The organism is Hoeflea algicola (assembly GCF_026619415.1).
Taxonomy (GTDB): Bacteria; Pseudomonadota; Alphaproteobacteria; order Rhizobiales; family Rhizobiaceae; genus Hoeflea; species Hoeflea algicola.
Genome location: NZ_JAOVZR010000001.1, coordinates 180,583 through 204,898, shown reverse-complemented (window position 1 = coordinate 204,898; position 24,316 = coordinate 180,583). Strand labels below are relative to the sequence as shown.

Annotated in this window: 29 protein-coding genes and 1 pseudogene; 5 read left to right on the top strand and 25 right to left on the bottom strand. The window is 62.5% G+C overall.

What is annotated here, in order from left to right:
- Window positions 1-128 precede the first annotated feature (128 nt).
- The 21 genes and pseudogenes from OEG84_RS01090 to OEG84_RS00990 all read right to left on the bottom strand — a co-directional run bounded on the left by OEG84_RS01090 (window position 129) and on the right by OEG84_RS00990 (window position 17,755).
- The gene (locus OEG84_RS01090; RefSeq protein WP_425602808.1) at window positions 129-422 is read right to left on the bottom strand and encodes a hypothetical protein; all 294 of its coding nucleotides are present in this window, start codon (window positions 420-422) and stop codon (window positions 129-131) included.
- Between the two features lie 103 nt (window positions 423-525).
- Window positions 526-732 carry a hypothetical protein gene (locus tag OEG84_RS01085; protein ID WP_267652025.1) on the bottom strand — a complete coding sequence of 69 codons (207 nt, stop codon included), beginning with the start codon at window positions 730-732 and terminating at the stop codon, window positions 526-528.
- Between the two features lie 29 nt (window positions 733-761).
- The gene (locus OEG84_RS01080; protein ID WP_267652024.1) at window positions 762-4,610 is read right to left on the bottom strand and encodes a baseplate multidomain protein megatron; all 3,849 of its coding nucleotides are present in this window, start codon (window positions 4,608-4,610) and stop codon (window positions 762-764) included.
- A gap of 39 nt (window positions 4,611-4,649) precedes the next feature.
- The gene (locus OEG84_RS01075) at window positions 4,650-5,093 is read right to left on the bottom strand and encodes an NlpC/P60 family protein (RefSeq protein WP_267652023.1); all 444 of its coding nucleotides are present in this window, start codon (window positions 5,091-5,093) and stop codon (window positions 4,650-4,652) included.
- Window positions 5,090-5,980, bottom strand: a complete 891-nt coding sequence (locus OEG84_RS01070; protein ID WP_267652022.1) for a DUF2163 domain-containing protein — start codon at window positions 5,978-5,980, stop codon at window positions 5,090-5,092. Before OEG84_RS01070 ends, OEG84_RS01075 begins: the two co-directional genes overlap by 4 nt.
- Window positions 5,977-6,618 (bottom strand): DUF2460 domain-containing protein, encoded by a 642-nt coding sequence (locus OEG84_RS01065; protein WP_267652021.1) that lies wholly within the window; start codon window positions 6,616-6,618, stop codon window positions 5,977-5,979. The genes OEG84_RS01070 and OEG84_RS01065 overlap by 4 nt, the downstream gene beginning before the upstream one ends.
- A gap of 15 nt (window positions 6,619-6,633) precedes the next feature.
- A complete protein-coding gene (locus OEG84_RS01060) occupies window positions 6,634-7,212 on the bottom strand; it encodes a phage tail tape measure protein (protein WP_267656043.1) in 579 nt (192 codons plus the stop codon).
- Window positions 7,205-7,432 carry a rcc01693 family protein gene (locus tag OEG84_RS01055; protein WP_267652020.1) on the bottom strand — a complete coding sequence of 76 codons (228 nt, stop codon included), beginning with the start codon at window positions 7,430-7,432 and terminating at the stop codon, window positions 7,205-7,207. The genes OEG84_RS01060 and OEG84_RS01055 overlap by 8 nt, the downstream gene beginning before the upstream one ends.
- Complete coding sequence (locus OEG84_RS01050) at window positions 7,426-7,854, bottom strand: gene transfer agent family protein (RefSeq protein ID WP_425602807.1); 429 nt, start codon at window positions 7,852-7,854, stop codon at window positions 7,426-7,428. The genes OEG84_RS01055 and OEG84_RS01050 overlap by 7 nt, the downstream gene beginning before the upstream one ends.
- Before the next feature lie 7 nt (window positions 7,855-7,861).
- Entirely contained in the window at window positions 7,862-8,269 is a 408-nt protein-coding gene (locus OEG84_RS01045) for a phage major tail protein, TP901-1 family (RefSeq protein ID WP_267652019.1), read from the bottom strand.
- A gap of 62 nt (window positions 8,270-8,331) precedes the next feature.
- The gene (locus OEG84_RS01040) at window positions 8,332-8,730 is read right to left on the bottom strand and encodes a DUF3168 domain-containing protein (protein ID WP_267652018.1); all 399 of its coding nucleotides are present in this window, start codon (window positions 8,728-8,730) and stop codon (window positions 8,332-8,334) included.
- On the bottom strand, window positions 8,727-9,062 hold the full coding sequence (locus tag OEG84_RS01035; RefSeq protein ID WP_267652017.1) for a phage head closure protein: 336 nt from the start codon (window positions 9,060-9,062) through the stop codon (window positions 8,727-8,729). The genes OEG84_RS01040 and OEG84_RS01035 overlap by 4 nt, the downstream gene beginning before the upstream one ends.
- Window positions 9,062-9,628 carry a head-tail connector protein gene (locus OEG84_RS01030; protein WP_267652016.1) on the bottom strand — a complete coding sequence of 189 codons (567 nt, stop codon included), beginning with the start codon at window positions 9,626-9,628 and terminating at the stop codon, window positions 9,062-9,064. The genes OEG84_RS01035 and OEG84_RS01030 overlap by 1 nt, the downstream gene beginning before the upstream one ends.
- Before the next feature lie 87 nt (window positions 9,629-9,715).
- Entirely contained in the window at window positions 9,716-10,957 is a 1,242-nt protein-coding gene (locus OEG84_RS01025; RefSeq protein ID WP_267652015.1) for a phage major capsid protein, read from the bottom strand.
- 11 nt (window positions 10,958-10,968) lie between these two features.
- Entirely contained in the window at window positions 10,969-11,673 is a 705-nt protein-coding gene (locus tag OEG84_RS01020) for an HK97 family phage prohead protease (protein WP_267652014.1), read from the bottom strand.
- A gap of 74 nt (window positions 11,674-11,747) precedes the next feature.
- On the bottom strand, window positions 11,748-12,074 hold the full coding sequence (locus OEG84_RS01015) for a DUF6107 family protein (protein ID WP_267652013.1): 327 nt from the start codon (window positions 12,072-12,074) through the stop codon (window positions 11,748-11,750).
- 73 nt (window positions 12,075-12,147) lie between these two features.
- A complete protein-coding gene (locus tag OEG84_RS01010; protein ID WP_267652012.1) occupies window positions 12,148-13,326 on the bottom strand; it encodes a phage portal protein in 1,179 nt (392 codons plus the stop codon).
- Window positions 13,327-13,445: 119 nt separating this feature from the next.
- Window positions 13,446-13,751 (bottom strand): Dabb family protein, encoded by a 306-nt coding sequence (locus OEG84_RS01005; RefSeq protein WP_267652011.1) that lies wholly within the window; start codon window positions 13,749-13,751, stop codon window positions 13,446-13,448.
- Between the two features lie 80 nt (window positions 13,752-13,831).
- Window positions 13,832-15,104 (bottom strand): annotated as a pseudogene (locus tag OEG84_RS01000) (DNA-packaging protein).
- 946 nt (window positions 15,105-16,050) lie between these two features.
- Window positions 16,051-16,683 carry a hypothetical protein gene (locus tag OEG84_RS00995; RefSeq protein WP_267652010.1) on the bottom strand — a complete coding sequence of 211 codons (633 nt, stop codon included), beginning with the start codon at window positions 16,681-16,683 and terminating at the stop codon, window positions 16,051-16,053.
- Window positions 16,684-17,095: 412 nt separating this feature from the next.
- A complete protein-coding gene (locus tag OEG84_RS00990) occupies window positions 17,096-17,755 on the bottom strand; it encodes a hypothetical protein (RefSeq protein ID WP_267652009.1) in 660 nt (219 codons plus the stop codon).
- Between OEG84_RS00990 and OEG84_RS00985 the strand changes: the two genes are divergently transcribed.
- Window positions 17,754-17,888, top strand: coding sequence for a hypothetical protein (locus OEG84_RS00985; protein ID WP_267652008.1), 135 nt, complete (start codon window positions 17,754-17,756; stop codon window positions 17,886-17,888). The genes OEG84_RS00990 and OEG84_RS00985 overlap by 2 nt on opposite strands.
- A 113-nt stretch (window positions 17,889-18,001) precedes the next feature.
- Here the strand turns inward: OEG84_RS00985 and OEG84_RS00980 are convergent, their stop codons facing one another.
- Together OEG84_RS00980 and OEG84_RS00975 are read right to left on the bottom strand one after the other, a co-directional pair.
- On the bottom strand, window positions 18,002-18,196 hold the full coding sequence (locus OEG84_RS00980; RefSeq protein WP_267652007.1) for a DUF3892 domain-containing protein: 195 nt from the start codon (window positions 18,194-18,196) through the stop codon (window positions 18,002-18,004).
- Between the two features lie 333 nt (window positions 18,197-18,529).
- Window positions 18,530-19,513, bottom strand: a complete 984-nt coding sequence (locus OEG84_RS00975) for an IS1595 family transposase (protein WP_267652006.1) — start codon at window positions 19,511-19,513, stop codon at window positions 18,530-18,532.
- A 268-nt stretch (window positions 19,514-19,781) separates the two neighbouring features.
- On the opposite strand from OEG84_RS00975, the gene OEG84_RS00970 reads away from it, so the two are divergent.
- The 3 genes from OEG84_RS00970 to OEG84_RS00960 all read left to right on the top strand — a co-directional run bounded on the left by OEG84_RS00970 (window position 19,782) and on the right by OEG84_RS00960 (window position 20,848).
- A complete protein-coding gene (locus tag OEG84_RS00970) occupies window positions 19,782-20,036 on the top strand; it encodes a type II toxin-antitoxin system ParD family antitoxin (protein WP_267652005.1) in 255 nt (84 codons plus the stop codon).
- Entirely contained in the window at window positions 20,029-20,316 is a 288-nt protein-coding gene (locus tag OEG84_RS00965; RefSeq protein WP_267652004.1) for a type II toxin-antitoxin system RelE/ParE family toxin, read from the top strand. Before OEG84_RS00970 ends, OEG84_RS00965 begins: the two co-directional genes overlap by 8 nt.
- 139 nt (window positions 20,317-20,455) lie before the next feature.
- Window positions 20,456-20,848: a GFA family protein gene (locus OEG84_RS00960; RefSeq protein ID WP_267652003.1), complete on the top strand. Its 393-nt coding sequence runs from the start codon at window positions 20,456-20,458 to the stop codon at window positions 20,846-20,848.
- A gap of 109 nt (window positions 20,849-20,957) precedes the next feature.
- Here OEG84_RS00960 and OEG84_RS00955 read toward each other — a convergent pair whose 3' ends face one another.
- Complete coding sequence (locus OEG84_RS00955) at window positions 20,958-21,119, bottom strand: DUF1328 family protein (RefSeq protein ID WP_267652002.1); 162 nt, start codon at window positions 21,117-21,119, stop codon at window positions 20,958-20,960.
- Between the two features lie 349 nt (window positions 21,120-21,468).
- A complete protein-coding gene (locus OEG84_RS00950) occupies window positions 21,469-21,921 on the bottom strand; it encodes a YcgN family cysteine cluster protein (RefSeq protein ID WP_267652001.1) in 453 nt (150 codons plus the stop codon).
- Between the two features lie 173 nt (window positions 21,922-22,094).
- Between OEG84_RS00950 and OEG84_RS00945 the strand changes: the two genes are divergently transcribed.
- Window positions 22,095-24,281: a transglycosylase domain-containing protein gene (locus OEG84_RS00945; RefSeq protein ID WP_267652000.1), complete on the top strand. Its 2,187-nt coding sequence runs from the start codon at window positions 22,095-22,097 to the stop codon at window positions 24,279-24,281.
- Window positions 24,282-24,316 lie beyond the last annotated feature (35 nt).

The window sequence follows — 24,316 nt, the reverse complement described above, 5'->3', positions numbered from 1 at the left end:
CCGCTTTATTGCCTAATTGGCCTGCCAAAACCGCTCTCGCGGTGGCGTCCGGCATAATGCACCGACTCGCGCATTGTGCCCAAGCCTATCCGCTGCACCGGAAGGTGCGCGGACCGTTCGCATCTGACTTACTGGGGGACCGACACCGTAACCTTCTTGGGACGCTCCGAGCCGCTGCCGGGCACCAGCACGGTGATCACGCAGACCACCTTGCCGCCTTGCGTCTTGGCCGAGGCGGACAGCAATTGCCCGCCGGTCTGGCCCACCACCTGCGCGGCGGCGCCCGAACAATCCGCCGCCACGCGCACGATGGCGGTTCCGTCAGGAGCAGTGCCGACAGGCGCACGCATATCGGCTGCCAGCGGCGTTGCCATGGCGGCCTGCGCGACAATTAAACCAACACTGAGAATATTCGCGATCATGATCAGCCCTAAAGCGGTTCGTGTTTGTACTTGAGGCGATTGATACAATATCCCGCCTGAACCGCAAATGAATGGATCAGGCGGGCGGTTCACGGATTACACCTTAGCCGATCCGATGTTTGGCGGAAATCCGGCCAGCCACGGCGATGAGACCGCCGACCGCCGCCCCCAACGAGGTCAACAATTCGATCAGGGCTTCACGGTCGCCGGCGCCGAATTCCATACCGGCAAGCCCGAGCGCCGCTGAGCCGAGCGTTACAATGGCGCCCCACAAGGTTCGTGATTGCCACCAGGGTTTTGTCTCTGACATCACACATATCCTTTCATGTTGTTGAAATTTCAAGGTCGGACCGTGGCGGTCCGGGCCACGCCCCAAGGCAGGAACTTGCCTGCCTGGGCCACCCGCAGCGTCAATTCGGTCTGCGGTGCGCCGAAATCGGTGAGTTCGTCGGCATCGGGATAGAACCATTGCGCGCTATCCACCTCGATGCTGCGCAGCACTGCCCCTGCCTCAAGCAGTTCCACCCGGTAGCGCTCGCTGTTCTCATCATTGGCAATTTCGGCAGGCGTCCAGTTGTCGGCGCCGATCCTGCCGCGCCGGATCCAGTCAAACAGCACGCCACCGGGCTGACGGCAGGCCCTCAGATGCACCGGCGACAGCGGAATCAACGCGCGCTCACCGCCGGCAAACAGCTGCGGCGTCGCGCCACGGGCGGCAGCACCGGCAGGTTCGGCAATCCAGTTGAGATCGCGCCCCGCTTCCTCCGGCAACAGGCCCAGCGGCCTGACCGCGGTATCGAGCAACACGAAAGTGGCGTCGGCCTCCGCGCCGGCACGCATGGCATCGTCGGTTCCGGCCTGCCCGCGCAACAGATTTTCGAGCCGCCAGCGGTCGGACGAGATTTCCTCGGCGACCTCGAATTGCAGCACTTCCCAGATACCTGTGACCGAGCGCACCGCAGCCGCATTGGCACCGTTGAGAAGCGCCAGTCGGCTCACCGTTGCCAGTCCGCTAAAAGCCAGATCGACCTCCACTGCCCTGCTCCGATCGAGTCTCCCCTCCGCAAACCCCGGCAGCAACGGCGTTGCCAGTTGCCCGATCCGGGCTGGCGCATCCAGCGTCGCGCGCAGCCGATAGCCCTCTTCTTCCACCGAACTCGACAGCGCCACCCGGCGCCATGGCCGCGACAGGCCGGCTGCCCGCGCCCAAGCCGTTACCTCCGTTCCGGAGAGTACCGGCAGGTCGAGAAAGACAATTTCGGGGGCAAAAAAGGCGTTGGCGTCGTCCGCCGCACGGTCCTGCAAGCTTTCCACCGCCGCCGCAGTCGCTGCCCCTGCATGCGACACCGCCTCGATCCGACGCAGATCACCGTCCTCGATACGGGTGACGCGGAACAGGCCACGCGGCGCCGTGTCGGGCAACAGACGGATCGTATCGCCGGGCTGAAGTGCGACCGCTTGCGGCGGCAGCGCAAACCGCAACCGCCGGCGCTGCATCCGGTGATCGTGCAGCCAGCGATCGGCAGTCATGCGCGCAAGCCCCGGATCGATTGCAATGCTCAGCTGCAGGTCACGCTGGCGCAGCGGCTCGCCTTCAAGCCTGCGCGATCGTGCCGAGGCGGGGGCGTGATCGGCCAGCGGATCGACAAACTGCAGAACCGCCTCATTGGCAAATTCGCTGATTTCGCCGCGGATTTCCTCAAACAGCGGCCCCTCGTCGGTTTCGGCGACAACATCAACCCCGCGCGCCGCAGTGCCTATGCGCAAGCTCGAGGAAAACTCCAGCCCCGTCGGCCCTTCCCGCACATCGATGGCAAATGCCTCCATCAATGGCTCCAGTGCGGCGCGCGGCGACAGCGGGCTCGACAGCACATGCCCGGTGATCATTCCATCCACCCGATCGACATCAAACGCGTCAAACTCGGCCTCAATCAGGAGGGCGGCGATCAGGTCCTTGAGCGCCACCGTCCCGAGCCTGCCATTGAGCCAGTGACCGGTGCGCCAATTGTCGCCATCCGACCAGACTTCGCGCGACAGCGGAAACGCCGGAAACGGCCGCGCATCCCAGCTCCACAGATGGATATGACGGGGATCAACCATGCCATCGGCATTGTCCGACCCCGCCCAATGCGCCAGATGGGCTTCAAGAAAGCTGCGCTGGGAAAGGTCGTCGCGGCCACCATTGGAAAACCATGGCAGGGCTGCTTCCGAGGACTTCGGGTCCGGAAACAGATTGGGTTGCCCCGCGCCCTTGTCGACCGCCCGACAGCCAAGTTCGGTGAACCAGAACGGCTTTGATTCGGGAACCCAGGCACTGGGCGTCGAGGCGTCACTGCCGCCGATGCGGTCGAAATGCTGGTTTTCCCACCAGCCGCGCAGATCCTTGACCCGGTAGAGCCAATGCTTGCCCGCCAGTCCGTCGCTGATCGGCAGGCGCTCGCGGGCATTACGCCCGGCCTCGTCCTGATAGTACCAGTCAAATCCCTCGCCGCCGGCAATCACCGCTTCCATGGCGGCAGCATCATTGGCATGGCGGGCGCCATCGGGGTTGCCCGCAGTGAGATCGCTGTCGCGCCAGTCACTAAGCGGCATGTAATTGTCGATGCCGACAGCACCAATCGCCGGATGCGCCCACAGCGGATCGAGGTTGAAGATCACATCGCCACTGCCATCAGCGGGTCGATAGCCTGAATATTCGCTCCAGTCGGCTGCATAGGTCAGCCTGGTCTCCCCTCCCAGCATCGCCCGGACCTCGGTTGCCAGCCCGATCAATTGATCGACAAAGGGAAACCCGCCGCTTCCATCCCGCAAACGCGTCAGCCCGATCATTTCGGAGCCGACGATGAACCCGTCAACACCGCCGGCAGCTTCAGCCAGTGCCGCATGGTGCAGCACGAAGCGCCGGTAGCCCTCGTCGCCGCCAAGCCAGCTCACGATACCGCCGGCAATCGCGAAATCGGCGGCACTCGTCTCACTACACAGGCTATCGATGTGGTCTCGCATCGCCGCCGAGCCATTGGGGCTGCCGGGCTCGCGCGGCGCCGGCGCTGCCGTCATCCGTCCGCGCCAGGGATAGGCAGGTTGGCCGATGCCACCATACGGGTCGGGCAGCGCGTTGTCCGCTGCAATGTCCATCAGCACAAAGGGATAGAGCACCACTTCGAGCCCGCGCGCCTTGAGATCCCGGATCGCCTCGATCACCGCGCTGTCGTCAGGGGTTCCGCCATAGGCGGGGCCGCCGTCATTGCGGCTGATCAGATGCGCGGTGGCGCGGCTCAGCCCGCCGACCTTCCAGGGACGGGTCTCGCCTGCCCGTGCCGCCACTTCGACACCAGGCCGGAACCGGCAGCGATCGGCGCGCAGGTCATCGCCGAACCAGGCCGAAACCAGCGCCACCGATTTCAAATTGGGGCACAGCGCCTGCAACTCATCGATCGACTGCGCCCAATCGGTCGATGCCTGGCGCATGTTGCGGTTGATCAGCCGTTGCGCGCCGACGCCCAGGCTTTCGCGCACCGGCGTCGTCGCATAGCCGTGCTCGGTCGAGCCCGGAATCAGCGCCACCGCCTCGATCGCCGTTTCCAGCTTTCCCACCGGCCGCACCACCTCGAACTGGAAGGCGGGAATGCGATTGCCGAAATCATCAAGCGGCAGCCGCTCGAACACCACATAGGCGAGCCCACGCCAGGCCGGCGCCCGGCCCGCGCCCTGCTTGGCCTCGATCAGCGGATCGGGCAATTGCTGAGCCGTGCCCCGGTAGATCCGCATCTCCAGGGTCTCGAGATCGAGTTCGCGGCCGTCGGCCCAGACTCGACGGATCGAGGCGATTGGCCCTTCGCACAATCCCAGTGCAAAATTGGCATGATAGGCGTAGTTTTCTACCTTGGGGCCACGGCCCTTGCCACCCTGACGCTCGCGGGTGACGGTTTCCTCAAACCGCGTCGCCCAGATCAGCGTGCCGGCAATCCGCATGGTGCCGGGCACCCTGAGCACCGGCGATCCCTCGTCGGCGGCGGGAATGCGGGCGCCGGTAAGTCCGCGGCCATGAATGGTGCGAGTGGACTTGATCAGGCTGGTGTCGAGCATGCCGCCAATGGTGGCGCCAATCGCCGACCCGATGGCGGATCCGACCGGTCCGAAGGCACTGCCTAGCGCTGCGCCGGCAACCTGCAACAAGAGTGTCGACATGAAATTATCTCGCTTTTTCGGTCTTGAAGCGGCTGCGGATCACCCCTTGCGGGGAATCCGGAAAACACCGGCGACACGCCGCCGCCATGAGCCAACCAGCGCGCTTTCGATGACGCCCGCCGGCTCGTAGGAATGGATGAAATGGTCAGGTCCCGAGAGAATGCCGGCATGCTTGGCAGCCACGCCGTCGCGCCAGCGAAACACCAAAATGTCGCCCGGCCATGCCGCCAAGAGCGGCAGCGGGTCGCCGCAATGGCGGTTGGCGGCCTCAAGCAACCGCTCGGCGCCGCTGCGCTCGGCCCAGTCAGGCGCGTAGGCACCGGGCTGCTCCGTGGCCATGCCGGTGATCTCGGCATAGACGCCGCGCACCAGGCCCAGGCAATCGCAGCCCACGCCCTTGCGCGATGCCTGATGACGGTAGGGCGTACCGATCCAGCCGCGCGCCGCGGCCACCACCCGCCGGGCTTGAGCATCCTCGCTCATGGCACAATCGGCCGTCCGTCATGGACGGTGTCGCCATCGGCATAGCCATAGGCAAAATCGCTGCCGGGCAGGTAGGGAAAACCCTGATAATTGAGCGTGTTGGCAAATTTTGCTGCACAGGTTTCAAACGACTTGTCACAACCGGCAACGACCGTGATCTGATCGCCCAGCGTTGGCATCCGCGCCAACGGCTGCCACAGGGTGAGCCGTGCCCCGTCCGGCACCAATTTGTGCTCGGAGACGTCGGCGGAAAGCCCCGCAAGCAATCCAGACTTGAAGGCGAGATGGCCCTGGCTGAACCAGCCGGCGGGCCGATCGCCAAGCCCGGCCACGAGTATCGTCATTTCGTCGATCACCTCGGCGATCGTCGCTTCCATCGTAAACGGCGGCGCGGCAATGTTGGCGGTGCAGCGGCTGTCGCCCAGATCGGCATCGCAGCGCCGCCCATAAAGCCGCCCGCGTGGCTGGTCGAGCCTTGCCGCCAGGCTGCGCAGTTCGACGCTGAAGGCAGGCCCGGCGCTGCGCACCTCGCCCAGTTGCCGGGTTGAAAGCAGCAAATAGTCAGCCGGGCATTGCCAATTGACCAGAAAGGTCTCCACCTGTGCGCCATCATAGCGGCCAAGCGCCAGATCGTCGGCACTGATCTGAGCAGCCGAGAAGGCGCCGGCCACATTGGCGGCGTCGGCTTCCAGCCCAAGACCGGTTTCGACCTCTGAGGCGCGAAACCCGGTCGCGGCCGAAAACACTGTCCCGTCGAATTCGAGATCATGGTCGTGCTCGGTAAAGCCCAGCACCAGCCCGTCAGTACGGGTCAGCCGCCAGGCATGGCAGGTCGTGGTGGCAGTCTGGGCCAGATGCACCGCAAGGCGCGCGGAAATGTCTCTCATGGCCTGATCTCCACCAGCGGAACCGAGGGCACCGACCCAGCCTTGAACGCAGCCAGGCTGATCTCGATCCTGTCGGTGTCAAAACGCACCGGAATGTCGAATTCATAGCCGGCGGTCACCTCTGCACCCGGCGCTGGCGTGAACTCCGGCATGATCGACACCTGCCCCGTCGTCGGGTCCACAGTGAACGCGCCCGGGTTCAGGGGCGTCCCGTCGATTGTCACCACAACGCTGCCCTCGACCGGTTTTTCGATCCGCCGCGCGGTAGCGCCACCAGCATCTTTATAGGTCTTGATCAGCTCAAACAGCGTGGTGGTTCCGTCGCCACTGCCGATCACCTGGTCGATGGCGCTCACCGCCTGCCCGTAGGCTGCCGACGTATGATCGACGGGATCGCGGAAACGAAAGCCGTAAAGCTGGCCACGCCGCGCTTCGAAAAATGCGGTCAGCTCATAAAGATCATCCAGTCCGCGAAGCCCGGTACCGACATCGTAGCGCCTTCGCGCATCGGCCCAGCGGGCATTACGGGTTTCACCACCATTCGATAGCGCCACGATCTCGGTGCGCCGCCCGGGTCCGCCGCTGGCACCCAGCGAAAGCCGCAACGGCAGGCGGACTTCGTGAAATCCATCACTCATCACCTTGCTCCTTGGTTACAACCCGCGCCGGCCGCGACCAACGGCGCGCGCCAGCATGGCGGTGATCTGGGCTTCTGATTTGGCAAAGCTTGCCGCATCCGGCGTGGTCACATTGAAGGTGACCTGCACCGGCGCGGCGCTGCCCGACGCCACGCCAAGCCTGCCGTCAGGCCCCCGCTGCAACGGCAGGATCGCTTCGGCGCCGGCCTCCCCCATCAGCCCGGTATCGCCACCAGGCATGGAAAAATAGGACGGGCCGCCAACCACACCTCCATCGGCAAAGGCGGTCATCCGCCCCGGCACGCCACCCTTGGCAAACGGCAGCAACCGGCCGAGATTGCTGCTCAGACCGGCGATCGAGCTGCTCACCACCTGCTCGAGCGGCTTCATGCCTGCATCCAGCGCAATGCCGACCATCCGGTTGCCCAACCCCCGCAGCACCTCGTCAAGACTGCGGCCGTCAACGGTCGCCTGCTTGAGCGCCGAGGACAGCGCACCGCCGAAACTGTCAGCCTTCTGCCTGAGTTCATCGAGCGCCCGGTCGGCGCCATTGAGGTCCAGTTCAACATCCACATTCACGCTTGGTTCATCCATCATGGCCTGGCTCCTTTGTGCTTCTGTCATCAGGAAACTGCGCCATCAGCGCATTGAGGCTTTGCCGGGTGGCGGGCCCAGGCCCCGCCTCCGAACCGATCAGCGCTACCAATTCCGGCAGGCTCAGCCGCCAGAACGTCTCCGGGGAAAGCCGCAGGCGGCCGAGGCCAAAGCGGATCACAGACGCCCAGGGGAAAAACGTCCGATCCGTCTTCACCACCGCGTCTCCGCCTGCGGCACGGAAGGGTTTTTCGCACTCTCCCGATGGGAATTGTCGGTTTTTTGTGTGTCTGCTCGGGCCAGGTCGGGCGGCTCCATCTCGTCCCCGCCAAAGGTCGTCCACAGCAATTCGGTGGCGATACGGGCAAACCCGGCCGCACCGCCCTCGGCCGACATTTCGGCTACGTCCGCGTCGCTGAAGCGGTTGCCGGCGCCACGCAGGCCGGCGCCAACGATACGCAGAATATCGGCAGCCGACAGCCGGCCGCTTTCAAACCGTTCGGCCAGTTCCGCCAGATTGGCGACGCCAAAGGCGCTTTCAAGTTCGGCCAGCGCGCCCAGCGTCAGGCACAGGAGCCGGCTCTCACCGTCAAAGCACGCGGCAATCTCGCCGCGGCGACGGTTGGGATGAATACGCACCATCTTCGCCTCACGCGGCCGCAAAGCTCAGCGCACCGGCCGATTCCAGCGCGATCTCAAACGTCATTTCACCGTCATGCCGACCGGCATATTCAAGCGCCGTGATCTGGAACGGCCCGCTGACGGTACCGAAGTCCGGTATCGCCACTTGCCAGTCACGGATTTCGCTTGCGAAAAACACCGCCCTGGTCAGCGCATCACTGGCCTGATCCTTGAACAACCCGCCGCCCGACAGTGAGGCGCGCTGCACCCCGGCCCCGCCCAGCAGTTCGCGCCAGCGCCCGGCGGATTCGGCGTCGGTGATATCGACACTCTCGGCATTGAACGCCAACCGTCTGGCGCGCAGGCCGGCGATGGTGACAAACCCGCCGCCATCGTCGATCTTGATGAGCAGGTCCTTGCCCTTTTGAGCACTCATGTCTTGGTCCTTTCATGGTCAAGCGAGGGTTCCGCTTGGTTCGGATGTGGATTCGGCAACCCTCAGGGTTCGGTCACCGCCCGGAACCGGATCCGGGCCACATGCAGGTCGCTGCGCGGCGCGCGGCGACTGACTGTGCGTTCGTGACGCAAATTGATCAGCACCGCGCTTTCAAGCGCCAGATCGGCCTCGTGAAGGGCCGCGCGGACGGCGTCGGCCAATTCGGCGGCCTGCTTGCGGCCGTTGTGCTTGGTCCAGGCTTCGATGTCGAAACGATGCTCGCTGGCGGCCTCGTCCCCGGTTGAAAAATCCGTCACAGTGGACTCGCCAAACACCAGATAGGGCGGTTCGGCGCGGGTGACCCGGCGATCAAAAATCCGCCCAGGACCGGTGATGGCAATAATCGCCGGCATGGCGGCGAGATGTTCCAGCACCGCCTTCTGCAGCGCATTGGCGCTCATGGTGCAGCCTCCTCACATTCGCAGACCAGGTAGCGCCGGCGCTCGTCCGGATCGCGCAGCGCCCGGATCAACAGCTGCCGATTGCCAGAGACAAAGCGCATGGCGTGGCGGATATCGGCGCGATACCGCACGGTCACGCGGTGGCTGATCGGCGCCGTCAATGCACCTGCCTCTTCCCCCGGCTTGGCGCGCAACGGTTCCACCCGCCCCCACAGCTCTGCCACTTCGTTCCAGCCCTCGGTGACACCGCCCTGGCCATCGGGCGCCTCGGCGGGTGTTTCCAGCCGCAGCCGCGTCTTCAGTTCCCCCGGGTCAACAAATGTGAGCCGCATCACAGTGCCCTCCGTACGCAGGGTGCGATCAACCGGCGATAACCTTCGGGCACCGCCGCCGGCTGCATCTCCGGCGACACCGCACCGCGAAATTCGTAAAGATGGGCGGCGTGCATCAGGATCGCCCGCACCAGTTCGGGCGGCACGTCGCTGGCTGTGGCATAGCCCGCAGTAAACTCGATCTCGATGCCGTTGATCGGCCGCGCCGGGCTTGGCCGGGTCTTCAGCACCAGCCGTGCCGGGCGCGCCGTGCCATCGAGCAGCATGCCGGTCAGCGGCAGATCCTGCGCCACGCCGTCGCCGTCATAAACCAGAATCGCATCAATGGTTTGAACCGGGGTTCTCATCAACTGAATCACATCACCGCAGGGCCAGTCATCAAGCAGAAGACGAAAACCCTGGCTCATCAGCGCAACACCGGTGACGGCTTCGAGATGGGCGCGGGCGACGCGGATCAGATCGGCGAGCAAAGCGTCCTCATCGCTTAAATCAATGCGCAGATGCGCCTTCAAATCGGCAAGCGTCACCGGCTCCGCTAAGGGCGGATCGGTCTGGATCAGGGGCATGGTGATCTCCGGAGTGAGGTGCGTTGGAGTTCAAGTCCCTCCCCCGGATGCCGGGAGAGGTTTTGCTCGTGAGGAACAGAGTGCCCGTCAGGCAGTAAATTTCAAAAGCTTGATCGCCTCGAAATTCTGCACTCCGCCGCCGACTCGCTTGGTGGTGTAAAACAGCACATACGGCTTGGCCGAATAGGGATCCCGCAGCACCCGCACCCCGGTCCGGTCGACCACCAGGTAACCGCGACGGAAATCTCCAAACGCAATCGACACCGAGTCGGCGGCGATGTCGGGCATGTCTTCTGCCTCGACCACGGAAAAGCCCATCAGCGAGGCCGACTGGCCGGCGCCCGCCGGTGGCATCCACAGGTAGTTGCCGTCGGCATCCTTGAACTTGCGGATCTGGGCCTGCGTCTTGCGGTTCATGACGAAACGGCCGTTCTGCCGGTGCCCTGCTTTCAGCGCATAGATCAGTTCGACCAACCGGTCGGAAGGATCGGTGCCAAAAGCGCCGGCGCTACCCGTGGCGATATGGCCGAGCTTGCCCCAGCTCCAGCTGTCATCGTCAACACTGGGATAGTCGAGAAAACCGCGCGGCTTGTTGGCACCGTCGCCCGAGACAAAGGCCGCCCCTTCCTGCTCGGCAAAGGCAGCTTCCACTTCGGCAGCCACCCACTCCTCGATGTCGAGCGCGCTGTCGTCGATCAGCGATGCGGTCGCCGCAGGCATGGCATAAAGCTCCATGGTCGGAAACTGCAACTCCGCCAGTTGCGGCGTTGCCGTCTGCGGCCGGGCGTCGGTTTCGCCGACCCATCCGGTGGCCATGCCGTCAAGCGCGAAGGGTTTCTTCAGCACCGCGCCCGAGACCTGCCGCACCGTGGCAATCGAGCGGATCGGCGAGAGTTCCGACAGCCGCCTGCCGATCTCGCTGTCGAGTTCATCAGGCACGAGATAGCCGCCATCGGGATCGCTGCCGGTCTGCATTGCCTTGCGCTCGCTCTGGCGCAGCCCGGCCTCGTCGCCGCGCCGGACATAGGCCTCGAAGGCCTGACGCACGGCGCTTGGTTCCCGGCCATCACCTCGGCCGAGATCGGGACGGGCGCGCTTGACCAGCAAGCGGTCGAGGGTGCGTTTCTGCTCATCAAGCGCGGTATCAATCCGGGCGAGCTTTTCCTCCGCCAGAATATCGCCGCCACGGCGCTCGATCTCGGCCAGCCGCTGGTCGTTGGATTGCCGATAGTCCTCGAAGGTGGAGAGAAATTCCTCGAACGCCTGGGCGACATCGGCGTCGAGGCTCTTGGTTTCGGGAGCGCGGGGCATTTGCAAATGAATGTTCATCGGTCGTCCTTTCAAAAGTTCGGTTCAGGTTTGGAGCCGGCTGGCCGCAACGTCCGGGACAGGGTGCGCAGCCGTATCTCCAGCTGTTTGAGATGTTCCGGGCCAGCGTCCTGCCTGTCCGAAAGTGCGTCGTAGCCGCGGGCAATCAGCCCGCGCGCCTGGCGTCTCGTCAGCCCCGCATCCCGCGTGAGCCGGCGTTCGAGTTCGCGCCGTGTGGGTGGCTGCATTCCGGCCGCCTTGACCGCGGTCACCCGCGCGCCCGGCTGCATCGGAAATGTCACCACTGAAATCTCCCAGAGATCGGCGCTCAAGATCCGGCGTACGCCAGCCTTGGCCTCGTTGCGGGCGCGCAGCGTCTGGAAACCTATCGACAGCCCGTCGAGCGCGCCGGATTTCATAAGCTCATGGACCTCGCGGGCACGCGCCACGCCGAGCGCCAGCCTGCCCTCGACATGCAGCCCGCGCGCATCCTCGCGGATCGACAGCCAGCGGCCGATCGGCTGCTCCGGGTCGTGCTGGTAGAGCATGCGCACATCGCCTGGCCCGCGGCGTTTGAGCGAGGCGGCAAAAGCCCCCGGTTCGATCACGTCGCGGCCAAGGTCGACCGCGCCGAACAGGCTGGCATAGCCCGAAAAGCGGCCATCGCCGCTGACATCCTCCAGGGCCAGATCGACACGCTTGTGCTGCCGTCCGGATACGCTCCAGTCCGCTTTCATGGCTTTGTCCTTCAAGTTGTCAGAATTCTTGCGCTGGCCAGATCGGGCCCGATTACGCCGAATGAAACCGGGGCTTATTGTTTCCCGCCGGGGCCGCGACCGACCCGATCGGCGATCCGGGTCAACGCACCGAGCACCCACCAGGCGCCGAGGCTTGCCGCCGCCGAGCCCATCAGCAGGGTCTCGCCAGGCAACAGCATCGCGCTCACGCCCATCCATTCGGCCAGCGCCAGTCCGGCCGGCGCGCCGAACACCAGGCCGGAGACAATGCCGGCAACCGCGCGGGCTCCGGCCTCACGCGCGCCCCTGGGCATCATGTAGGCAAACGAGACCAGCGCGCCGCAGACAGCGCCGATGATCCGGGCTGTCAGCATCGATTGTTCGGGAACGATGTCCTGCATGCGATTCCCTCCTTGCCAGGTAGCTATCTGCCGTTCACAGTTTGATTCAGGAGCTTGCGGATGTGATTCCGCTTCAGCCTGCAACACGTTGATATCCAACGGCTTCCCGCTTTTCCTCGTCAGTCAGGAAATCGGCGTTGCCAACTCGTTGCCACAGCGCGTCGCGCTCGGCGGAAAGCCCCGGCAGGCGGTCGGCGTCGTAATCAACCTTCAGCCCCGAACCATGAATTGGCTGCAGCCAGGTGGTGAGGGCTTGCGCCGTGCGCGCCACCAGCGGCAGCACCGTAAGGCGGCAGAAAGCCCGGTTGGCCTCCTGGTAATTGGCGTAGGTGAGATCCCCGGGAATACCCAACAGCATCGGCGGAACACCCAGCGCCAGCGCGATATCACGCGCCGCGCCATTGCGGGCCTCGATGAAATCCATGTCGCGCGGCGTCAGCCCCATCGCCTTCCAGTCGAGCCCGCCCTCAAGCAGCATTGGCCGTCCGGCGCGACGGGTGCCCTGATAACCATTCTCGAGTTCAGCCTTTAACCGCTGGTACTGCTCGTCGGTCAAATTGCCGCCATCGCGGGGCTGGTAGACCAGCGCGCCCGAGGGCCGGGCTGAATTATCCAATAGCGCCTTGTTCCAGCCCATTGCCGCATTGTGCAGATCGAGCGCCATCATCGCCGCCTCTAGCGGCGCGAATCCCAGATGATCATCAAGCGGATGAAACAGCTTGAGATGGAGCAGCCCCGGTCCCTCTTCCGGCGTTGCCGGAAAGCGCTGGCGCCGGCCGCCCGCCTGATGCTCATAGGCCACCGGCCATCCGTCTGGCCCGGCGATCACCCGCATCCGGTCGGGCCTGAGCAATTGCAGCCCGGCAATCCGGTCAGCCGTACCCACCGGGTTGATCCAGGCATTGCCGGAGAGAACCAGGTGACCGTAGAGCGTTTCGAAAAAGCCATCGCCGGCGCCGTTCCGGTAGGGACGATTAAGCAGGTCCAGCACCGGGTGTCGCTCCTGTTCGCGGCCACCGTCAAATACCAGCCAGGGCACTGAGGCGGCGGCTTCGGCGATCATCCGTGTGGCGCGGTGGGCGACCGGGTTGCGCATGAAGCCTTCGCGCGCAATCGCCGCGTAGCTGCGACCGCTCCAGCGCGCACCGGCCTCACCCGAAAGGGCCGCCATCGCCCCGCTGGCCCAGCTTTTCACCGATGACGGCGCCGGTTGCTGTCGCCGCGTCCAGGGAAGCCTCAGTCCGAATGCCATGTCCTCACCCTTTTGCTGATTGCGGAAACGAAAAACCCCGCCGAGGCTACCCGGGCGGGGTCAAAAATCACATCACGATGGTCACTCTGGCGGCGCGGTTTTGAACGCCGGCGTCAGTCTCAGTTCCGGGCGGCGCCCTCGCCGCTCACGAAATCGGCGGCAATGCGCAATTCCCTCAGTGGCCTGACAACCTCGATCGCGTGCTGGTAAAGCGGATCAGCCTTGTAGGCTGAAAGTGCTGCCTCATCGTCAAACTCGGCATAGACAACGAAATCCACCGGCTCGGAAATCGCATCGTGGCCGATATTGCGGCCAACCTCGAAAGTCCGAGCATGCGGTGTTCGCGCCAGCAAGTTCAGACCCTTTTCGACGCGGTCGCGATCCTTGGGGTTCCTCACACTGAAAAACACGATATGGCGGATCATGGGCATCTTCCTGTCAATTCTGGCAATAACCCGGTGATCCACCGATCGGCGCCAATTGGCAACATCATTCGCACAACCGCTCACAAATGCCGCACCTGCGGCGCGCCTCGGCGCGTCAGCATCAGCTCGGTCAGCGCCCACACCAGCGCATCGAGCCGGTCGGGCGAGCGGCCAGACGATAACCCGTCGGGGCCGAAATCGCACATCTGGTCTTCGAGCGCCGCAAAATGCCCGGCATGGGCAACCCGTCCCTGCTCGTAAAGCGCTGCCACCGGTTCGGCGCGCAGATATTTGCCGCGCGTCGCTCGCACTGTCTTGACCGGCAGCGTCGGCTCGACGGTCGTCAAAACACTGGTCACCATGTCGCCGCCCTGGTTGATCTCGGCCACAACGCAATCGGCATCAAACCGGCGGTAGAGCCGCGCCACGGCCTGCGCCCAGCGGGTGGGGCTCGCCCCCTCCACCGAGCCGTCGGCCAGCACCATTGCCCGGCCACCTTCTTCCAATCCGGCGGCAACAATCCCGCAACACGAATATCTGGCCGCGCCATTGGCCGGCGGGTCGACGGCAATCACGATACGGCTGAGCGGGCCATGCTTGCGCAGCACCAGCGCCTCGATCTGGTCGCGCCGCCACAACCCGTCCTCGCGGTCGGCGATCAACTCGCCGTCGAGTTCCTGCCGCCCCAGCCGGGTGCCGCCATAGCGAGCGCGAGATCGCCGCCAGAAAACCGCTGGCGAGGTTGGCCTGATTGTCCTCGGTGCGAATCCGCGTAACCCGCGTGGCCGTGTCCTTGACCAGCGCCAGCATCAACGGTGTCGCCCGTGGCGTGGTCGTCACCAGTTGCCGTGGCCGCGCCCCCAGCCGGAGCGTAAATTGCAGCATGTCCCAGGTGTCGCGGGCGTGGCGCCATTTGCCCAGTTCATCGGCCCAGGCGAGATCGAATTGCGGACCGCGCAGGCTTTCGGGGTCTTCCGACGAGAACATCTGCGCCACCGCGCCCGAGGGCCACAGCAACCGCCGCCGGGTCGCCTCAAAGGCTGGCCGCTCGGCCCGCGCCACACCCAGAATGCCCGACACGCCGTCAACCATCACCTCGCGCGCATCGGCAAAGCTTTCCGCCACCAGCGCGATGCGCCCCTCGCCCGAAAGCCCCGGCATCAGACCCGAAGCCAGTCCATGCACCCATTCGGCGCCTGCGCGGGTTTTTCCGGAGCCGCGCCCGCCCATCAAGAGCCAGGTGCGCCAGTCGCCCTCGGGCGGCAATTGCTCGGGCCGGGCCAAGAGCCGCCAGTCCACGGCATTAGCCCGCAACGCCCGATCGTCAAACCGCAACACATGCGCCGCGACCAGCGCTTCGGCGTCGACTGCCTCATGCGGATCATTCGCCCCCGGAATATTACCATCCAGATCAAGTGTCCCCAGATCAGAGGCAACCAGGTCAGGAGCTTGCGAAATTGAGTCACCAATCCGCTCTATCACGTTGTTATTCCATCCAACCTTACCGTCGTCAGCTTGCCGCTTTGCGCAGGTTAGCTCCGATAGTTCCGACACACTTGGACGCTCCAACGCGCTCGCGCTTTCGAGCTCCTCCGGTGTTTCGGACGCTTCCGGCACACAGCCTTCCCCGATCCCCTGCAGTGCTGGCGTATCAAGCCGTTCCTGTTTGCTATTGTCTTCCGGCGTCTGCGCCGTGTCGGGCACACCGCCCTTCCGGATCCTGTCCAGGTCTGATTGCGCATCTGGCAATTCCAGCCCACTTGCGCCTTCCGAGATTTCGGGGGCGTCGCCCGGCCCTGCGCTGTGCCGTGCGTTGCATCCATTCAACTTTGCCTGCGTCGTACAGAGCAGCAGGTTGCCAACCAGTCTGGCGCGGTCTGACACGGGGTTCCCCCACACGCCGCCTCGCAACGCTGCCGCCATCGACCGGACCGTCATGCGCCTGCTCCTGCCACCAGTGCATGTCGCGTTCAAATGGACTCATTTGAGCGACAACGTACATGCATCATTTCAAGAAGTTTCAACGTCCTTTGCGCATCCAATTGGATACGCGGCGCTTAAATGACCGAGACCGATTTCCGACTTCGGGGCGCTCACGCCCCAGCCTCCGTAGATCCCGCCTTGAGCCGGACAAGCGAAGCAACGTTGTGGCCTGCGAAGGCCAGCACCTTCGTACCTGCCCGGCAAAGAGGGACCACTCCGCCCGGGGGGCGATGCCAGCCAGATGCCGCATCTGGGTCCGCTTTCTGCACCGGTTCGACAACTACCAACACCGCCGTTGTGGCGTCGCACCCTACCATCAGCCACTGCAAACGTCTTCATCCCCAGCGCTATCCGAAATGCTCTGCCCTGCAGGCTCGTCCGTGTCAGAGTCAATCTCGCTCTCCCCGGCCACAGCCTCCTGGGTACCGGTCTGCATCCCGTCCCGCTTACCTGCCTGCTCAGCCGCCATCCGCGCGGCGGCGGCGAGGATCAGTTGCCTTACGGTCTGCCTGAGTTGCTCGCGCTCCTCGCCCGACAGGGTCGTGCCGGCGGCGCGCGCTTCATCCTCGGCAATCAGCCGTTCCAGCTGATCGATCTTTTCGAGCGTCCGGGCGATCAGCGCCACCTGGTCCACCGCCGCCTTGCCCTCGAGCCCGTCGTCGCCAAGCCGAGCCGCCTCGCGGTCGAGCACGGCGCGCATCCTCCTGAGCATCGCCCGGGTACTCCGCGACGACAGCCCGGCGCCCCTACCCGCCATCTCAGCACCGTCCTCAACGGCGTCAGTCCGAGTCGAACCGGGTGCGCCCGAAGGCTCCCCCTGCTTGATCTCGAACGGCTCGAGCGACAGCACCAGATCGATCAACTGGTCGATCAGTACCGCCTCGCCCGCCGCCATCGGCTTGGCACCTGACAACCGGCTCGGCCCGACACCCGCAAAGCTCTCGATCATGGCAAACCTCTCAAATTCCCTGCAATCCTGGCCTGATGCATGCCGCGTTCATATGGATTCAGTTAACTGATAACGTCGATGCACACTTTCACGGAGTTACGGCGTCCTTTGCCCATCCGATCGGATGCGCGGCGCTGTAAACCAGCCAACAAAAAAGCGCCCCGGACGAACCAGAGGCGCTTGACGCACATATCAATCTTGTCACTCGACGTCCACCAAACCCGGCGGACCCAACCGCCGTTCCCGGCGCAAATCCGTGACGATGACATCAACCTATCAGAGCACCGTCACACCGTCAAGGATTATTTTCACAATTATATACTTTACGTACCAAGGTGCAAAATGCAGGATGATTCGCGACAGGCCGGTACAAGCGCTGAGAAAATTGAGGGAATGAAGATGGCCGTGGCGGCTATTTTGAAGGCTGAGATTGGTCTGGCGAAGCCGGAAGATTTAGGATTTCTCGAATCTCAGGTGCCATACATAGCAGCTCAAGTGGTTGAAACGATTCTGGCATATCAGGCGGGCGAGACACCACGCTGATAAAACATCCCGCCATGGCCGCGAGACGCTTGTTACCCTCAATGATTTTTTTGAAGTCTTTTGCGGTGTAAACGAAAACGTCACGGCGGTCTGGGTACCCGGAGTGCATGTTTTTTGGGTTCGCCAAAAGTATGTCATCTGGCAATTCGAAACAGATGCCCCAAACCCAGTGAGCAAGTTTATCACGGTGCTTCTGATTTGTTTTTGCTAGACGTAAAATTGCATTCAGGACCTTGACTTCGGTTTCCTCCAAGAAGGTCTTTGCAACAGCTGCGATGCTATTTGATTTGGCGCTTTGGGTTTCAAGAGACAGGTAGGCCACGGCGGCTCTATCGTCCTTACCCCCCATTAGCTGAATGTAGGCGCTGAGGAGTTCGGCCTCCACATTTGACCATGAGGCTATCGCTTCCATGGCCAGCGCGGCAAGTTCGGGCCGGGAAGATAGGGTGGGTTCACCAGTCGCGCCGATGCTGTATGATCCATTGGGGCAAACCCTAGACAAAGGTTGTGGCATGTCGGATTCATCCATGAGCAAAGACCAGGAAAAGGGCGACGAGGTTTTGCGTCGCCTGTTGAAAACCCCTCCCGATCCGAAGACCGGGAAGGGAGACAAGAAACCCACAAAGGACAAGCCCAATGAGTTTCATTCAAAGGGAGATTGATAGGGCTAGGTCAGCACTCGTCTCTGACCCGTCCGACCGTGAAATGCTCGCCGCCCAGCAAGCCCTTTGCTGGGCGCTTGACCCGATCGGGGTGCAATCTCCGTTCGAAATGATCAAGGGCAGCGGGGGAGAGCCAAAAGGTTGTTTGGCTCAAACCCGTCCGCCGTTGTCTTCAGGTACTTTCGACCATTCGCCCGCTTTGCAACGACGACGTTAGCTCGTTGCCCCTGAACAAGAGTCCAAAAAGTCCATTCGCTAGATTCAATCCCAGCTATGGCGCGGTCGATTAAGAGTTTCCAGCCCCCCACTGGCTGTACCTCCTATCGCATCAATTCTTTGATCGGAATCAGCCCCGTCTGGAGTGATGCAAGTTACTTGGTGGTCAGTTGTCATTTCAAAGTTTCCTGTGTGAGGCCACAGGACGCTTGACGAGAATCACGGGAGGATTCAAAGTCTGCTTGGTAATCATTCGGGCCGTCCTATGGCTCGGTTGAACAAAGGCGGAGGTTGTGAAGAACCTCCGCCTTCCACGTTGAAGTGAGTCGAGCGAGTGACGCAAGGGTTGAAACTCGGTCCTCCCCGCAATTCACAATTTGCGCTTGTTCTTCTTTCGTTTCGCGAGAATTTTGCGAGCCTTCTGCTTAGGCGTGACGGGCTTCGTCAATCCGCCGATAGGTCAGGCGCTTGCCGCGAATGGCTTCTAACAGCATGTCGGCGCGTTCGCGGTCCGACACCTTAAGGGCGGTACGGCGGTTATAGCGGAAATCAAACTCAGCCAGATAGCGGTGCAGATGGGCTTCGCCGCAATGCTGATAGACACCGATCATGCCGCGCTTGAAGACTGAGAAGACGCCTTCAATCGTATTCGAGTGGATCACGGCATCGCCCTCATAACGAACGTACTCCTTGGCGGAATGCTTCGTTGTCTTATGGGTAGCGTATTCCTTGCCAGTCTCAGTGTAGAGGCGGGACTCATCGGTATAGAGGTTGGACTTGCGGTCAGCGTTGCGGACCAGCACATCACGCAAGATATCTTTGGTAGCGTTCTGGACAAGGAACATGCGGGACTTGCCGCCACGCTCGACCAGACCGACCACGATACGCTTTTCAGCGCCACCGGCCTTGCCTGACTTGGTAGGCTTGGCAATGCGGCCACGGGAAAGCTGGCGAGGGGTTTCGCGCTTGCCGATATAGGTTTCGTCGGCTTCGACGGTTTTGCCTTCACCGCCAAGAGGGCCAGACGTTTTAACGTCCTCTTTCATGGCTTCGCGGATACGGTGGGCCATAAACCAAGCGGTTTTGTAGGTGACACCAAGCATACGGTGCAACTGGTGCGCGGACATGCCCTTTTTTGACGAAGCCATGAGGTGCGTTGCCAAGATCCACTTGTGCAGCCCGATTTTCGAGCGTTCGAACACGGTGCCGACAGTGACCGAGAAGGGCTTGCGGCAATCGTTGCACTTGTAGACGCCGGGACGTGTGGATTTGCCTTCAAGCTTGGTAATGCGGGTTTGATCGCAGTTACCGCAATGAGGGCAGATCGCACCATCTGGCCACTGGATGGCTTCCAGATGTTCGCGGGCCTTGTTGGCGTCGTGGTAAATCTCGTTGGTCAGGTCGAACATTGGCTTAACTCCTTGAGTCCTTTATGCCAAATACGATATGGTACGTCAAGTATATAATTAGGATTATTTTCTTATCGCTGTCAAAAATATCCCTACGCGCGTCTCGCGAATTGAAGCCGTCCTGGACGGCTCTAGCCCCTCCCCTGTTGGCGAGGGGTATGTGCAGCCTTCAATTCCCGTTCTGAACTTAAACTCCGTCGCCCAATTTCTCATAGTTCTTGTTAGTTCCTGTTAGCCTTGCTATATTTTCATCATGAAGCACGAACCGATGAAAACGCTTACCATCTCCTTGTCCTCACAGCAGATTGCACGGTTGCAAAAGGCTGTGGCGTCCGGTGCCTATGCGTCCAACAGCGAGGTAATGCGGGATGCGCTGCGGCTGTGGGAACAGCATCAGCAGTTGCGCGAGATTGAAATCAATCGCCTCAAGCGCGCCTATGACGAAGGCATCGCCAGTGGCGAAGGCCGCGTGGTAGACGCCAAGTCGCTGCTCACAGAATTGAAAGCCGAACGCCGTGGCTGAAGCCCGGCTCAGTCCTCGGGCCGAGCAGGACATACGCGACATCTGGCGCAATATCGCCGTCGACAATGAACCCGCTGCCGACGCCCTGTTGCGGCGCATGCTGGAAAAGGCTGATCTCGCCGCTACCCAACCCGATATGGGCGCGGCGCGCCCCGAGCTGAGCCCCACAGCGCGCACTCTGATCGAGGGTAATTATATCCTCATCTACGAACCTATGGCTTACGGCAGTCTGGTCGTGGCCATCGTCCATGGCGGACGAAACCCGCAAAACTGGCTGTAACTTTGAGAATGGCGCGACCGAACCAATCAGGCGTCCTCCTTCTCGGCTTTTTGCGCACGCCTCAAATCTGGCTTTACCTGTCATGAAAACGCCGTCGACTATAGCCATTCCTCCCGCTTGATCTCGAAGGAGTCCCATCATGGACCAATTTACCGGCGGGTGCCTTTGCGGCAATGTGCGGCTGGTGGCGTCGGGGCGGCCCTACCGGGTTGGCTTGTGTCATTGCCTGAGTTGCCGCAAGCATCACGGAGCGCTGTTTCATGCCTCAGCGATATTTCCCGAGGATGCGGTCACCATCGAGGGCGAAACCGGCAGCTATGCCGGGCGGCATTTCTGCCCGGCTTGCGGCTCGTCGGTTTTTTCCCGCAGCGACGATGAGATCGAAATCAATCTGGGCTCGCTCGATGCGCCCGACCAGTTGCAGCCAAGCTACGAACTCTGGACCGTTCGCCGTGAATCCTGGCTGCCCTCATTTCCCCTCGCACACAGCTACGACCGCGACCGCGACGAGACGACCCGCTACGAAGACTAACGCCGTGTGCCGGTTGCCGTCCACAAACGCAAAACGGCCGCCGGGAGCGGGGACCGGCGGCCGTTTCGATGCGCGCATACTCAGGGGGTAAGGAGTCGCGCAAACCAGGCTAGGCGATGGCGATAATTCCGAGCACCGCGAGCAGGAACAGAACCAGCACGATCGCAATCAGGAATTTTGCGCCCGTCAGCGCCGCACCCGACAGCCGGCCAAAGCCCAGCAGACCGGCAACAGCGGCGACAATAAGCAAGATCAGAATCCATTTGATCATCAGGCAACCCTCCATTGGCAATACAAGGCGTTAACACCGAAACCTGGAATTGGTTCCCGTCGCCTGGCACAATTTTTCACGGAAGGGCGTAGATTGCCGCGGCTCGCAAAAGCCGGGAACCTGCTGATGAGACGGACCGCCGCCGGCAAGCAAAATCAAGCTGGCGGCGGCAAGCGCCCATGGATTTTCCACGCAGTGTGCGCACCGATCACCACCGGTAAAACCGCTCGCGGCTAAGGCCTACCACGCCGCACATCCTGGTTGATGGGCAAAGGGCGCAGTAAGAACCTGCATTACATTTACGCAGATGCGGTGCCGGTCACATGAAGCCATTTGAACGCGATGCGTATCAGGCCTCCTCGCCCGGCCATTCGACCAGGTAGTCTTCGAAATTTTCGACCTCGACGTCGGTTTCACTGATGGTGCGATCCCGCACCGAAACGCCGGCCTCGTGCACGGTGTCGGCATCGCCCGACACCAGCGGATGCCACCAGTAGAGATCACGGCCCTCGGCCACCAGCCGGTAGCCGCAGGTCGGCGGCAGCCAGGGAATGGTTTCAACCTGGTCCGGCGTCAGCCCGATGCAATCGGGCACGATAGCCTGGCGGTTGGGATAATCCTTGCAGCGGCAGGTGTGGCCGTCGAGCAGCCGGCAGGCAATATTGGTCCAGGCAATCTCGCCGGTATCCCAGTCCTCCAGCTTGTTCAAACAGCAACGGCCGCAGCCATCGCACAGGCTTTCCCATTCGGCGGCGTTCATCTCGTCCAGGGTCTTGGTTTTCCAGAAGGGCTTGGGGCCCATTATATGCGTCCTTTTTTATTTTCCGGCAGGAGTCGGTTTGCTTATCCGACTTGTTCTTTGACTGAAAATCGGCCAAAAGCATAGGTCGTAGGGGCAATATAGGCAGCGGTTTTTCCGCAGTCGCAAAAGCAACAGGCGGGGCCACAAGCCCACGCCGTGATGGATCGAGACCCGTGCAAGACCCGTTCAACCAGGAAAACCGGCCGCGCAAGCGGTCCAATATCCTGCTCCGGATCGATTCCTGGATCGATTCCAGCATCTGGAACGCAGGCTTCGGCGTCGGCGAATTATGGGAAGAAATCACCATCTTTTTCCGCCGGTTCCGCACCCGTGGATTTTGGAAAGCCTTCTTTGAAATCGCCGGCGAAGGCATGAATGTCGGCACTGCCGGCTTCGTGCTGCTGTTGGCGTTGGCGCTTCCGGCGTTCGAGGAGACCGCCGGCAACTGGCGCGCGCAGGATGACTTCGCCGTCACTTTCCTCGACCGCTACGGCAATGAAATTGGCCATCGCGGCATCATCCACGAGGATTCAGCCCCCGTCGACCAACTGCCCGATCATTTCGTCAAGGCGGTGCTGGCCACCGAGGACCGGCGCTTTTTCGATCATTTCGGCATCGATTTTTTAGGCCTGGTCCGCGCCATGACCGAAAACGTCAAGGCCAACTCGGTGGTTCAGGGCGGCTCGACCATTACCCAGCAGTTGGCCAAGAACCTGTTTTTGACCAATGAACGGACCATTGAGCGCAAGATCAAGGAAGCCTTTCTGGCGTTCTGGCTCGAGGCCAATCTGCCGAAGAAGGAAATCCTCAGACTCTATCTCGACCGCGCCTATATGGGCGGCGGCACCTTTGGCGCAGCCGCAGCCGCGCAGTTCTATTTTGGCAAGGACATCACCGAGGTTTCGCTTGCGGAAGCCGCGATGCTGGCCGGGCTATTCAAGGCCCCTGCCCGCTATGCTCCGCACATCAACCTGCCTGCCGCCCGGGCGCGCGCCAACGAGGTGCTGTCAAACATGGTGCAGGGCAACCTGATGACCGAGGGCCAGGTGATCGGCGCGCGGCGCAATCCGGCCAGCGTCATCGACCGCGGTGACCACGACGCACCGGACTATTTCCTCGACTGGGCGTTCGAAGAGGTCAAGCGCATCGCCGCCCGGTTCGACACGCACTCGCTGATCGTCCGCACCACCATCGATATCGGCATGCAGGAAGCCGCCGAAGCTTCGCTGGAAACCAGCCTGCGCCAGTATGGCGAACAATACAGGGCCAGCCAGGGCGCACTGGTGCTCATTGAAAATGGCGGCGCCGTGCGGGCCATGGTCGGCGGTCGCGACTACGGCGAAAGCCAGTTCAACCGCGCCACAAGGGCGCTCAGGCAGCCGGGATCGTCGTTCAAGATCTACACCTATTCGCTGGCCATGGAAAAAGGCATGACGCCCGACAGCCCGATCATCGATGCGCCGATTCACTGGGGTAACTGGAACCCGAAGAATTACGGCAACAGCTACCGTGGGCGCACCGACATCAAGACCGCACTGGCAAAATCGATCAACACCATTCCGGTGCGGCTCGCCAAGGAAAAACTCGGCCCCAACCCGATCGAGCAGATCATGGCCCAGGCCAAGAAATTCGGGGTGCAGACGCCAATCCGCAAGGACGTCACCATCCCCATCGGCACTTCGGAAGTCACGGTGCTCGACCAGGCCACCGCCTTTGCAGTGTTTCCCGCTGGCGGCATGGAATCGCGGCGCCACGGCATCACCCAGATCATGAATTACAAGGGCGATGTGCTGTATGATTTCAACCGCGACGAACCGCCCGCCAAACGGGTACTGTCGGAGACGGCCGAGGCCTACATGACGCAGATGCTGACCCGGGTGCCCTATGTCGGCACCGCCCGGCGTGCAGCGGTCGACGGGGTGCTGACGGGTGGCAAGACCGGTACCACGCAAGCCTATCGCGATGCCTGGTTCTGCGGCTTTACCGGCAATTTTGCCGCAGCCGTCTGGTTCGGCAACGACGATTACACCTCGTCCAACCGAATGACCGGCGGCTCGCTGCCGGCGATGACCTTCAAGCGGCTGATGGATTACGCCCACCAGGGCATCGAGCTCCGAGCCATTCCCGGCGTCGAAAATCCGCTTCCGACGCCACGTGCCGCGCCGCTGGTTGCCAGTTCTTCGGGCGACGGCAACGGGTTGGCGCCGCCACAGCGGCCGCGCACGCTCAACCGTCAGACCACCGACATCCTGCGCGCGCTGTCCGAACAGTTCGAAAAGGCCAAGCCCTTGGGGGTGCCCGAGCGGCTCGCCGCGGCCGACAACCTACCTGCGCTGGTTCCCATCACCGCCGAACGATGATATTCGATATCGCTCTCTCGCGGGTTCTCCAAAAC